We start from the raw sequence: 11,553 nt of genomic DNA on the forward strand, positions 1-11,553 counted from the left end.
CATGGGCGTAGCCGACGCCGCGGCGCCCTGGGCGGCCGGCGCGCGGCTGCAGCAGTTCGTGGAAGCCGGCCGCCACGGGGCCATGGACTGGATGGAGACAACGCTGGAGCGCCGCGCCCATCCCCGCTCGCTCTGGCCCGAGGCCCGCTCGGCCCTCGTGCTCGGCCTGAACTACGGCCCGGACCGCGATCCGCGCGCCCTGCAGGCGGAGCCCGGCCTGGGCGCCATCTCGGCCTATGCCCAGGGCGACGACTACCACCAGCTGATCAAGGGCCGGCTGAAGACGCTCGCCGCCTGGGTGAAGGCGCGCTTCGGCGGCGAGGTGAAGGTGTTCGTGGACACCGCGCCGCTGATGGAGAAGCCCCTGGCCCAGGCGGCGGGGCTGGGCTGGCAGGGCAAGCACACCAACCTGGTCAGTCGCGAGTTTGGCTCCTGGCTGTTCCTGGGCGTGGTCCTGACCACCCTGGACCTGCCGCCCGATGCGCCGGAGGGCGGAGTGCAGGCCTGCGGCTCCTGCCGCGCCTGCCTCGACGCCTGCCCCACCGACGCCTTCCCCGCCCCGTTCCAGATCGACGCCCGGCGTTGCATCTCCTATCTGACCATCGAGCATGAGGGCCCGATCCCGCTGGAGTTCCGCGAGGCGCTCGGCAACCGCATCTACGGCTGCGACGACTGCCTGGCCGCCTGCCCCTGGAACAAGTTCGCCCAGGCTGCACAGGAGATGCGCGTGCAGGCCCGCGACGCGTTGCGCGCGCCGGGGCTGGCGGAGCTGGCGGCGCTGGACGAGCCGGCGTTCCGCAGCCTGTTCCGGAAGTCCCCGGTCCTGCGCATCGGGCGCGACCGCTTCGTGCGCAACGTGATGTACGCCATCGGCAACTCAGGCGACGCCGGCCTGGCTGACGCGGCGTGCGCGCGACTGGACGATCCTTGCAAGGTGGTGCGCGAGGCGGCGGCCTGGGCGGTGCACCAGCTGGCCGGCGCAGCCGAGCAGGAGGAGGCGTCGCTCTCGGCGCCTCGCCCTCACTCCCCGATCTGGCGAGACGGACCCGACGTGGTCAGCGACGGCCGCACCCGGTAGACCTGCAGCGGGGCTGCGGACGGCGACAGGCGCTCCAGCCAGTCGGGCGGACGGCCTGCGTCCAATGCAGCCTGGAGGCTGCCGGCCGCCCGGATCCGATCGCCTGCGGCCGCATGGGCGCGGCACTCCAGCACGTAACGGACATGCAGCGCCCGCGTCATGGCCGCGGCCCCGCCAGAGGCCGGGGCTGCGAGGGCGGCGTGTCCGGCGAGCAGGCCGAACGCCATCCGGTGATAGGGCGCGCTCACCGCCGAGCTGGAGGTGTGCGCCACCACGAAGGGGCCGAGGTCGGGCTCGGCCAGCACCGTGCCGGGCGCGAGACGGGCGAGCTGGTCGTAGCTGCCCGCCTCGAAGCACCGGTCAGCGCCCGGCTGGACGAGTGTGGAAGCGGGTGCGGCCGGGCTGGCGTGCGCGGGCGTCCAGATCCTCAGGCAGAACAGCATGAGGCTGGCCAGGACCGCGGGCGTGAGCGCCAGTCCCACGGCCACCACGCGCACCGGATCGGCCTGCCGTCCGGGGGACCGGCCCATGACGAGCATCGCTGTCGCTGTCGCGATGGGCGCCAGGGCACTCCAGAACAGGTAGCTGGACATCCTCAGCATGGCCCAGCTGGAGGCGATGGCCAGGCCGAGCATCAGGCCTGCGAGCCAGAAGGTCGGGGAGCGCCGACGCGCCGCGGAAAGGCCGACAGCCGCCCAGGCGAGGGCGCTCGCGACCATCGCCACGGCCACGGTGAGGCCTGTGGGCAGGTCCTTCTGGAGGAGGACGGGCAGGGGCGTCATCTCCTGCACCCCGCTGAGCCAGATCGGCCGGATGCGGCCGTCGACCTCCGCGAAAGGGCCGTGCAGACACTGCGGATCCAGGCCGACATAGGTCAGGGCCGCAAGCAGGGCCACGATACCCATCGCACCAAGTCTCGCCGTCAGCCGCATGCCGTGCGTCGCGCTCGCCGCCGCCAGGCCCGCCGACGCCACGCACACGGCTGCGGCCAGGTTGATGGCCAGGGCGTCGCAAGCCGGCGCTCCCCATCTCGCCGGCGGCGTCTGAACGAGGAAGGCCGCAGCGGTTGAGCCGAACAGCGCCAGGCCGAAGGCGCCTAAACGCGTCGCCTCCTCCGCCCTGAGGATGAAGCGCGACGCCATGAAGCCGCCGATGACGGCGTAGAAGGGCAGGGCTTCAAGGCCGATGGCGAGGCCGACGCCCATGGCTGCGCCGGCGGCGACCGCTCCACCGATTCCGGGTCCCCGTGACGCCGCGCCTGCATAGGCGGTCAGCCAGAGCAGCAGCTGCACGTTGTGGTGGTCGATGCGGCCCGGGTGGAACTGGGCGTAGAGCGGAAGGCTGGCGACGCAGCCCGCCGCGGCCGCCAGCATGGCCACGCGCTGGATAGGCGGGTCTCCGGCGAGGCGGCGGGTGATGCACAGCCCCGCGGCGACGGCGGGACCGATCAGGGCCAGGGGCCACAGCAGTCGCGTGAGCAGCTCCGCCCGCGCTTCGCCAAAGCCCAGGGCGAAGGTGCGCTCCACCATCGCCAGCGCGCCATCGAGCAGGCGCGACCAGTGCATGTAGACGCCGTACGGAGGCTGGAAGCGGGTCAGCCTCTGGTCGTACCAGCCCCGCCCATGCAGCAGGTCGCGCACCATCGTCATGCGGGTGGCGTCGTCGGAATCGCCGAAGCCGCGGTCGACAGAGAGGTGCTCGCGCAGCAGCAGATAACCCGCCACCAGGACCCAGACCACAAGCGCCGTCGGCAAGAGACGGGTCGTGGACCGGGCGTCGGTGAGCCGGGATTGCGGCAAGGACGAGCTCCTCGTCGTTGAGGATCCACGCTTCCACGCTCAGGGTTACCAGGCCCTGAAATCGCAGCCGCGCCCCGCTCTGCTGGGGAAGCCCTCGGCCGCGGGGTCGCTCAGCCCCAAGCTCGCCCCGCAGGACGCCGCCCAGGCCTGGCGCGCTCAGCGTCCTTCAAACACCTTTTGCGGTCCGACGACCTCGTAGAGGTCCGTCCGCCGGTCGCGGAAGAAGCCCCAGGCGGCGCGGTGGGTGTGCAGGAAGTCAAGGTCGACGGTGGCGGTCAGCACGCCCTGCTCTTCCCGATCGAATTCAGCGATCAGGTCGCCGCGGTGGTCGGCGATGAAGGAGGAGCCGTAGAAGCTCTGGCCGGAGGCGGCGCCTGGGCCGGGCTCGGTCCCGATGCGGTTGGCGGCGACGACCGGGATGACATTGGCCACCGCATGGCCCTGCATCACGCGCCGCCAGGGGTCGCGGGTGTCCAGGCTGGCGTCGTGGGGCTCAGCTCCGATCGCGGTGGGGTAGAGCAGCACCTCGGCCCCCATCAGGGTCATGGCGCGGGCGGCCTCGGGATACCACTGGTCCCAGCATATCCCCGCGCCGATGCGGCCATGCCGCGTCTCCCAGACCTTGAAGCCGGTATCGCCGGGGCGGAAGTAGTACTTCTCCTGATAGCCGGGGCCATCGGGGATGTGGCTCTTGCGGTAGACCCCCAGCAGCGACCCGTCCGCGTCCGCCATCACCAGGCTGTTGTAATAGTGCGGCCCCTCGCGCTCGAAGATGGAGATGGGGATCACCACGCCGAGTTCGGCCGCCAGTGGCGCCAGGGCGGTGACGCAGGGGTGCTCGCGCCAGGGATGGGCGGTGGCGAACCAGCGCTCCTCCTGGGTGACGCAGAAATAGGGTCCCTGGAACAGCTCGGACGGCAGGATGACCTGGGCGCCCTTCGCCGCCGCCTCGCGCACCAGCTCGGCGGTGGCTGAGATGTTGGCGGCCATGTCCAGGCCGTAGGCGGTCTGGATTGCAGCCAGGGTGAGACTGCGGGCCATTAGGCGGGCTCCTGCTGGGTGATGCAGTGGAAGCTGCCGCCGCCGGTCAGCAGCGCCCGCGAGGACAGCCCGATCACCTCGCGCTCGGGGAACATGGCGGCGAGCGCGTCGAGCGCAAGCGGGCTGGCGCGATCCTCGTAGACCGGCATGATCACCGCCTCGTTAGCGATGAGGAAGTTCATGTGGCTGGCGGGGACCACCTCGCCGTCCTCGTCCAGGATGCGGCCGGGCGACGGCAGGCGCATGACCTGCAGCTCCACGCCCCGGGCGTCGCTCGACTTCGCCAGGCAGGCGGCGGCCTCGCCATAGACGGCGGTGTTGGGGTCGTCGCGACCGAAGCCGACCGGGCAGGCGACCACGCCGGGCGCCACGAAGCGGGCCAGGTTGTCCACGTGGCCGTCGGTGTGGTCGTTGGCCAGTCCCTCGCCGAGCCAGACCACCTTCTGCGCGCCCAGCGCTTCGCCGAGGGCTGACCCGGCCTTGGCGGGGGTCCAGCCGGGGTTCCGGTTGGGATTGGTCAGGCACTGGCGGGTGGTGAGCAGCGCGCCCAGGCCATCGGCGTCGATGGCGCCACCCTCCAGCACGAAGTCGTGCTCCACTCTTGGCGAGCCGGCGGCGGCCGCGATCTGCTCGGCCACCAGGTCGTCGTCATCCAGCACGTACTTGCCGCCCCAGCCGTTGAAGCGGAAGGCGCCGGCCACCGTCTCCTCCCCGCGCTTGACGAAGATCGGCCCGGTGTCGCGCAGCCACACGTCACCGAACTGGGCCCGCACGATCTCCACACCCGAGCGTTCGCCGAGGAGGGCGCAGGCGGCGCCCACGGCCGCGTCGCCTCGGACCAGCAGGCGCACCCGCTCCGCGCCCGGGCCGGCCAGGGCTAGGGCTAGCGCCGCCACCTCGGCCTGGGCGGCGGCGAGGTCGTCGACCCACAGGTCCTCGTGGCTGGGGAAGCCCACCCACATGGCGCGGTGGGGAGACCATTCGGCGGGCTGTATCAGGCTCATGGGCGCAATATGGGCTCTGCAGGCGGCCGCGCCTGACTGCGGCCGGCCCGCTCCGCCGTCAAGACGCGGCGACCAAGGTGCGAGGCGGAAAGGACGCAGTCCCGCCGCCTCCGTGCGCGCCGCTTGCTTCCGTCGCCCCCGCCTCGCTAAGGGCTGGAGCGACAAGGAGACTTCGGCTCTTGGACTTGGATGATGCGGCCCTGGGGCCCGGCGCGGTCACCGCGCGCCGGGCCTGGATGTGGACCCTCGCCCTGATCGGCCTGATCACCGCGGTGCGGGTGGCGGGGCTGTTCGCCAGCCCGGTGGAGCTCTACCCTGAGGAGGCGCAGTACTGGCTATGGTCGCGCCACCTGGCGTTCGGCTACTTCTCCAAGCCGCCCATGATCGCCTGGGCGATCGCCGCGACGACGCACTTCGGCGGCGGCGAGGCGTGGGTGCGGCTCACCGCACCGCTGGCCCACGGAGTCGCCGCCCTGGCCATGGCCGCCGCAGGGCGGCGGCTCTATGACGGCTGGACGGGGCTCTGGGGCGCTGTGCTCTACAGCCTGGCGCCAGGGGTGCAGCTGTCCTCGGCGGTGATCGCCACCGACTGCCTGGTGATGGCCTGCTCGGCGCTGGCGGTGCTGAGCTACGCCGGCTGGCTGACCAGCGAGGGGGCGGAGGGGCGGCTCGGCTGGGCGGCGGGGCTCGGCGTCTCCCTCGGCCTGGGTGCCCTGGCCAAGTACGCCATCGTCTACATCGCGCTCGGCCTCGGCCTGCACGCCGTGCTGTCGCCGGCGGTGCGGCGCCGATGGCGCGGGCGGGAGGTCGCGGTGGCCGCAGGCGTGGCCGTCGCGGCGCTGTCGCCGAACCTGCTCTGGAACGCCGCGCACGGGTTCCAGACGGTGGCCCACACCGCCCACAGCGCAGACTGGAACGAGGCGACCGACACCGCCTCGGTCCGGTCGCCCAAGGCGCACGCTTCCCTCATCACCGCCCGCGCGGCGCCCGGCTTCCTGCTCGCCCAGCTTGGGGTGTTTGGTCCGATCCCCTTCGTCGCGCTCGTCGTGGGCGCAGCGCTTGCCACCCGTAGACGGCGCACCGAGGCGGCCGCGCCCGGGTGGTCGGCGGACGGGGCGCTGGGCTGCCTCACCGCACCGGCGCTCGTGCTGATCCTGCTGGAGTCGCTCATCGCCCGGGCCAACGCCAACTGGGCGGCGGTGGCCTACGTACCCGCAGCCCTCCTGGTCGCCGCCTGGCTGCTGCGCTGGCGCGCTGGGCTGTGGCTCTGGCTCACGGCGGGGAGCGAGGCGGCGATGATGGCGGTCTTCCTGGCCGCCGCCGTCTCGCCTCGCGCGGCTGACGCCATGCACATGGCCAACAGCTTCAAGCGGGCGCGGGGCTGGGAGGCGGTGGACGCCCTGGCGAAAGGGGCGGCGCGCCGCCTCGGCCCGTCCAGCCTGTCGGCGATCGCGGTGGACGACCGCTTCACCTTCAATGCCCTGGCCTATTACGGTCGCGACGACTGGCCGGCTGGGGCGCCCGCGCTGACCATGTGGGTGCGCGAAAGCCGCCCCGGCAACGAGGCGGAGACCGCCTCCCCCCTGAAGGACGGCCGCCGCGTCCTGTTCGTCGACATCGGGGGCGCCTATCGCCAGGAGGCGATGCGCGACTTCATCCACGTGCGCCCGCTCGGCGCCTGGAAGGTCTGGACGGACCCACGCCACTTTCGGGACGTGTTCATGTTCTTAGGCGAAGACTACCGACGCCGTCTGCGCGACCCCCGCACGGGCCTGCCGGTCCCCGCCTGACCAGACCCGCCTGATCAGCCCTAGGCCGGACTCGGCCATTTGGGTGCGGAGCGCTGCCTCCACGCTCGCGGCCGCGCAGGGCTTGCTGAGCCGCACCTCATCGCGCAGCGGCTCGGGGATATGGCGCAGGTCAGCGTAGCCGGTGCAGAACACCGTCAGCACGCCCAGCGCCTTCAGCTTCTCGGCGACGGGGAAGATCATCTCGCCGCGCAGGTTGACGTCGAGCACCGCGGCGCCAACACGCCCTCCAGCGCTTCCAGGGCGTGGCCGACCCGGGCGAAAGGCCCCACGACTTCACAGCCAAGATCCTCGAGCGTCGCCCCCTTGCGCATCGACGCTCACTGCCAAGCTCAACTCCAGCAACAATGCGCCACGCGCCCCAAGGCTTGATTCGTCAATCTATATTAGGTTTTATCCGCCGAGGCGCACGTGGCTCTGGATGAGGCTCAGCGCCAGCCGCTGGACCGCCGAGCCGCCAAAATCGGCGCCGCCGGCGTTGCTCACCGCGATCACGGCCAAGTCCCGGGCCGGCCCGACCTGGACATCGGCGGACCAGTAGCCGCTGGAGGTCGTGGCCTGCAGCACCGGCCCGTTGGACCAGCCCCGGGAGGGCGAGACCAGCCAGCCGAGCGCCGGCCCCGCCGCCTCCCCGCTGATCGGCGTGACCAGGTGCGCGATGGTCTTCGGATCGACGTAGTCGCCGCCTCCGGTCAGGAAAAGGCGCACGAACTTGGCGTAGTCGGCCAGCGACAGGTGCACCCGGCTGGCGGGGCCGAACACTGCGGGATCGTCGGCCTCCGCCCTCGGATTGACCTGGATCGTATGGGTGGCGTCGAGCCGGGCGTGGCCCCAGGGTTCGGCCCCCTCGGGCGCGCCGAAGCCCGCGCTGTCCAGCGTCAGCGGGCTGAACAGCTCCGCCGACATGCAGGCCTCCCAGGTCAGCCTGCTGGCCCGCTCGATGGCCGCCCCCACCACGACGTAGCCGGCGTTGGAGAAGGCGTAGTCGCCGCGCCGTCCCTGAGGCGGGGCCGCCAGCACCGCTTTGGCGAAGGCCTGGCGCTGGACGCTGAGCGGGCGGGTGTCGGTCAGCCACTTGTGCAGGCTTTCCGGCGTCGCAAAAGGCGCGTCGCTGACGCCAGCCACGTGGGCCATCAACTCGTCCAGGGCGACGCCCCGCCAGCCGTCGTCGAGGGTGAAGTCGGGGAAGACGTCGGCCACCTTGGCGCCGAAGCGGGTCTTGCCGAACTCCGCCAGCCGGCCGTAGAGCAGCGCCGTCATGGCTTGCGTGTTCGACCCGATCAGCCAGACGTCGTCACGCTGCACCGCCACGCGCTGGCCGCTGCGCCGGCGGCCCTCCACCTGCACCCCCGGCTCGCCCTTGGAGGTGATCACCGCGCCGCCGAGCGCCGGCGTGCGGCTCTCGCTCAGCAGCGCCGGCAGGGTGATGCGCGGCACCACCCGCTGGCCGAGCTGGGCGATGCCGGCGGTGGCCCCGATCAGCAGCTCGCGCCGGTCGAACATCAGCAGCTAGCGAGGAAGGCGGTCAGGATGTCTATGACCTGGGCGTTATGCTCCGGCAGGCCCACGGTGATGCGCATCCCGTCGCCGATGCCGTAGGTCTTCAGGCCGCGCACCAGGACGCCCTCGTCCGCCAGGGCGGCCTCCGCCTCGGCGGCGTTGCGGCCGGGTTCGGACGGGAAGCGAGCGAAGACGAAGTTGGCCTGGGAGGGCTCGGTAACCAGCCCCAGCACATCCAGCGCCGAGGCCAGGCGGGGCCGCTCTTCACGCACGAGGGCGCGCGAGCGCTCCAGGAAGGCTTCGTCGTCCAGCGCCGCCAGCGCGGCCGCCTGAGCTGGAACATTGACGTTGAACGGCGCGCGGATGCGGTCCATGGCGTCGATCATCGCCACGGGCGCATAGCCCCAGCCCACCCGCAGGCCCGCCAGCCCGTAGGCCTTGGAGAAGGTGCGGGTGGCGATGATGTTCTGCGCGCCCCGGGCCATGTCCAGCCCGTCGCACCAGTCCGGGTCCTCCACAAATTCGGCATAGGCGCCGTCCAGGCAGAGCACGACATGGGACGGCAGACTGCGGTGCAGGCGCGCGATCTCCGCGCGGGTGTTCCAAGTGCCGGTCGGGTTCGCCGGATTGGCGACGAACACGATCCGGGTGCGCGCATCCACCTTGCGAAGCACCTCGTCCACGTCGAGCTTGAAGCGGGGCTCGGGCGCAAATCGCACTTCCGCCTGGGCGGCGCGGCCGGCGATGCGATAGGCTTGGAAACCGTATTGGCCCTGGACCACGTTGTCGCCCGGCTCGCAATAGACCTGAGCCAGCAGGGTGAAGACCTCGTCCGACCCGCAGCCGAAGATCAGCCGCTCCGGCTCCAGGTCGAAGTGGCTCGCGACGGCGGCGCGAAGCCCGTCCGAACGGCCGTCCGGGTAGAGCTGAAGCCCGTCCGCCGCCTCGGTATAGCCCGCCCGCGCACGCGGGCTGCAGCCCAGGATGTTCTCGTTGGAGGACAGTTTCAGCGGGTGGGCGAAGCCGTTCGCCCTGGCCTTGCCGCCGACATAGGGGGCGATGTCCAGGATGCCGGGCTTGGGGCGCGGCCCCGCCTCGGCAAAGGGCGCGGAGACCTTGGGCGCCCGGTCCAGGATGTCGCTCATCAGACGTTGCTCCCCGCCTTCTGGCGTGGAGCGCAGATAGCGCGCCAACCGGAGCGGCTTCAAGGCGCGTTCCCCACGGTCTAGGATGGACGCGTTTGAAGGAGCGCGCCGCGATGAGGGCGGACATCTTGCGGGGGCGCGGGGTCGGCGCAGGCGTGGGCTGGGTGTTCGGCTATGGCTCGCTGATGTGGCGGCCGCAGTTCCCCCATGCGGAGCGCGTGCATGCAAGGCTCGAGGGCTTCGCGCGCGCCTTCTGCATCTACTCCGTCCACCACCGGGGCACGCCCACCCGGCCGGGCCTGGTGCTGGGCCTGGCGCCGGGGCCGGGCGTGCGCGGGATCGCATACCGGGTGGCGGAGGTGGACTGGGAGGCGACCTACGCCTACCTGCTGGAGCGCGAGCAGCCGACTGAGACCTACGAGGAGGCGACCGCCCCCCTGCTCCTGGACGACGGGCGGATCGTCCGCGCCCTGGTCTTCCTCTCCGACCCCGCCCACCCGCAATGGGCCGGCGACCTGGTCCCTGAGCGCCAGGCCGCCCTGATCGCCGGCGCCACGGGTCTGTCAGGGCGCAACGTCGACTACCTGCGCGACCTGGTCACCCACCTCGCGGAGGCCGGGGAGCGCGACGCGGGCATGGAGGCCCTGCTGGCGCGGGTGGAGGCTCTGGAGGCGGCGTGATGAGCGGGCCATGATCCAGACGAGCTTACGCGACGGTTAACCAACCTGGCCTGCGACCTGGGTACGTCCGCTTGCGGGGAGAAGGATCGCTGCAGATTCCACCCATAGCTGACTCGCTGTGGTTGGTGAGATAAACGGCGCGGATGGCCTATGGCCGAGCAGTGGCAGCGTGATCGCGCACGAAAAGGGGTCTTGACGTGAAGCTGGCGTCCACACTGGCTATGGTCGCGTTTCTAGGCGTGCCTGTGCAGGCCCATGCAGATTGGCAGTGGACTCGGTGGCATATGACTCCAGCGGAAGTGCGATCCGCCGCTACATCGAAAGCGCTCGTATTGACAATCGCAGAAAACAGGCGACCGGAGCAAGTTGAGCTGGATACACCTTATCGGGCGTTGGGCTTGAACTTCAAAGCACGACTGATATTTTTTGGTTCATCAGGTCTTGCAGAAGTTACGTTGCAACAACCAGACCGGCCCAAATGCGCGCTCGTCCAATCGGTTATAGCGTCTAGCTATGGCCAGCCGTATGAACAATACGTGTCTACTATCTATAGCACGTGATCCTGGCGTGATGAAAGAGGTGGTAATGACGTGACTTTCAGGTTGGTTGGCCCGGACGATTTCCCTTTGGCATGGTGTGACGTAGGGTATTCTGTTCTCGCTAATCCCGGCTCGCTGGGACTGTAGCTCGGGTCGGCACAGCCAAGGCCGCTTCCCAGCCCTAGGAGCCGGTCTCCGAGTCCGCTTCCAGGCACCTCGCCGCTCCCTCCACCTCCGCCTCCAGCCGCGCCATGAACCCCTTGCGCGCCAGCCCAGGCGCCAGCGCGGGCAGCACCTCGAACACGGCCACGCCCGGGTGCTTCAGCAGCCCATGCGCCGGCCAGACTCGGCCGCCGTCGGTGGCGCAGGGGACGCATGCGACGCCCAGTTCCTTGTAGAGCAGGCCGATGCCGCCCTTGTAGGCAGGGGGGGCGCCCGGGGCGCGGCGGGTGCCTTCCGGGTAGATCACCACCTGGCGACCGTCGGCCAGCGCTCGGCGGGCGGCGGCGAGGAGCTGGCGGACGTCGCCGGGGCCGCCGCGGCGGTCGATGGCGATCATGCCGCTCTTCCAGGCGTACCAGCCGAAGATCGGGATGAACATCAGCTCGCGCTTCAGCACGATGCAGGGCCAGGGCGTCAGGGTCGTGGCCACCAGGGTGTCGAGCATGCTCTGGTGCTTGGCGGCGATCAGGTAGCCGCCGCCCCCCTCCCCGCCTCCAGGAAGGTGTTCGCGCCCGCGCACCTCCACGTGCGCGCCCACGAACACCCGCAGCCCCCAGAACACCCCGCGCGCCCAGACCTGGATGAGCCGCATGGCCGCCTGGCGGGATCCCAGCAGCATCGGCAGGCAGACCAGGCCCAAGACGATGGCCGAGCCGAACATCCAGCCGGCGAACAGCTTCTCGACCTGCGGGCCGAGCGCGGCGGCATCGAAGTCGCCGACGACCGCGAGCTCGGCG

At 71.1% G+C, this 11,553-nt stretch carries 10 protein-coding genes; 3 read left to right on the plus strand and 7 right to left on the minus strand.

Going from position 1 to position 11,553, the window contains the following annotated elements; all coding sequences use genetic code 11:
- Nucleotide 1 precedes the first annotated feature (1 nt).
- Entirely contained in the window at nucleotides 2-1,078 is a 1,077-nt protein-coding gene (gene queG, locus HUV06_RS10970; protein WP_174301309.1) for a tRNA epoxyqueuosine(34) reductase QueG, read from the plus strand.
- On the opposite strand, the gene HUV06_RS10975 is transcribed toward queG, so the two are convergent.
- The 3 genes from HUV06_RS10975 to HUV06_RS10985 all read right to left on the minus strand — a co-directional run bounded on the left by HUV06_RS10975 (nucleotide 1,021) and on the right by HUV06_RS10985 (nucleotide 4,922).
- Nucleotides 1,021-2,877, minus strand: a complete 1,857-nt coding sequence (locus HUV06_RS10975; RefSeq protein ID WP_174301310.1) for a hypothetical protein — start codon at nucleotides 2,875-2,877, stop codon at nucleotides 1,021-1,023. The two genes, queG and HUV06_RS10975, sit on opposite strands and share 58 nt — an antisense overlap.
- A 156-nt stretch (nucleotides 2,878-3,033) precedes the next feature.
- The gene (gene aguB, locus HUV06_RS10980) at nucleotides 3,034-3,918 is read right to left on the minus strand and encodes an N-carbamoylputrescine amidase (RefSeq protein ID WP_174301311.1); all 885 of its coding nucleotides are present in this window, start codon (nucleotides 3,916-3,918) and stop codon (nucleotides 3,034-3,036) included.
- Nucleotides 3,918-4,922, minus strand: coding sequence for an agmatine deiminase family protein (locus HUV06_RS10985; protein ID WP_174301312.1), 1,005 nt, complete (start codon nucleotides 4,920-4,922; stop codon nucleotides 3,918-3,920). The genes aguB and HUV06_RS10985 overlap by 1 nt, the downstream gene beginning before the upstream one ends.
- A gap of 179 nt (nucleotides 4,923-5,101) precedes the next feature.
- Here HUV06_RS10985 and HUV06_RS10990 point away from each other — a divergent pair, with 179 nt between their 5' ends.
- Nucleotides 5,102-6,712 (plus strand): glycosyltransferase family 39 protein, encoded by a 1,611-nt coding sequence (locus tag HUV06_RS10990; protein ID WP_174301313.1) that lies wholly within the window; start codon nucleotides 5,102-5,104, stop codon nucleotides 6,710-6,712.
- Here the strand turns inward: HUV06_RS10990 and HUV06_RS10995 are convergent.
- The 3 genes from HUV06_RS10995 to hisC all read right to left on the minus strand — a co-directional run bounded on the left by HUV06_RS10995 (nucleotide 6,650) and on the right by hisC (nucleotide 9,375).
- The gene (locus HUV06_RS10995) at nucleotides 6,650-6,940 is read right to left on the minus strand and encodes a hypothetical protein (protein ID WP_174301314.1); all 291 of its coding nucleotides are present in this window, start codon (nucleotides 6,938-6,940) and stop codon (nucleotides 6,650-6,652) included. The genes HUV06_RS10990 and HUV06_RS10995 overlap by 63 nt on opposite strands.
- A 183-nt stretch (nucleotides 6,941-7,123) precedes the next feature.
- Complete coding sequence (locus tag HUV06_RS11000) at nucleotides 7,124-8,233, minus strand: serine hydrolase (RefSeq protein WP_174301315.1); 1,110 nt, start codon at nucleotides 8,231-8,233, stop codon at nucleotides 7,124-7,126.
- The gene (hisC, locus tag HUV06_RS11005) at nucleotides 8,233-9,375 is read right to left on the minus strand and encodes a histidinol-phosphate transaminase (RefSeq protein ID WP_174301316.1); all 1,143 of its coding nucleotides are present in this window, start codon (nucleotides 9,373-9,375) and stop codon (nucleotides 8,233-8,235) included. The genes HUV06_RS11000 and hisC overlap by 1 nt, the downstream gene beginning before the upstream one ends.
- 113 nt (nucleotides 9,376-9,488) lie before the next feature.
- Between hisC and HUV06_RS11010 the strand changes: the two genes are divergently transcribed.
- Complete coding sequence (locus tag HUV06_RS11010; RefSeq protein ID WP_174301317.1) at nucleotides 9,489-10,055, plus strand: gamma-glutamylcyclotransferase; 567 nt, start codon at nucleotides 9,489-9,491, stop codon at nucleotides 10,053-10,055.
- A gap of 720 nt (nucleotides 10,056-10,775) precedes the next feature.
- Here the strand turns inward: HUV06_RS11010 and HUV06_RS11015 are convergent.
- On the minus strand, nucleotides 10,776-11,553 hold a 778-nt coding region (locus tag HUV06_RS11015; RefSeq protein ID WP_174301318.1), incomplete at its 5' end, for a 1-acyl-sn-glycerol-3-phosphate acyltransferase.

This window comes from Caulobacter sp. S45 (genome assembly GCF_903642205.1).
Classification (GTDB): Bacteria; Pseudomonadota; Alphaproteobacteria; order Caulobacterales; family Caulobacteraceae; genus CAHJWH01.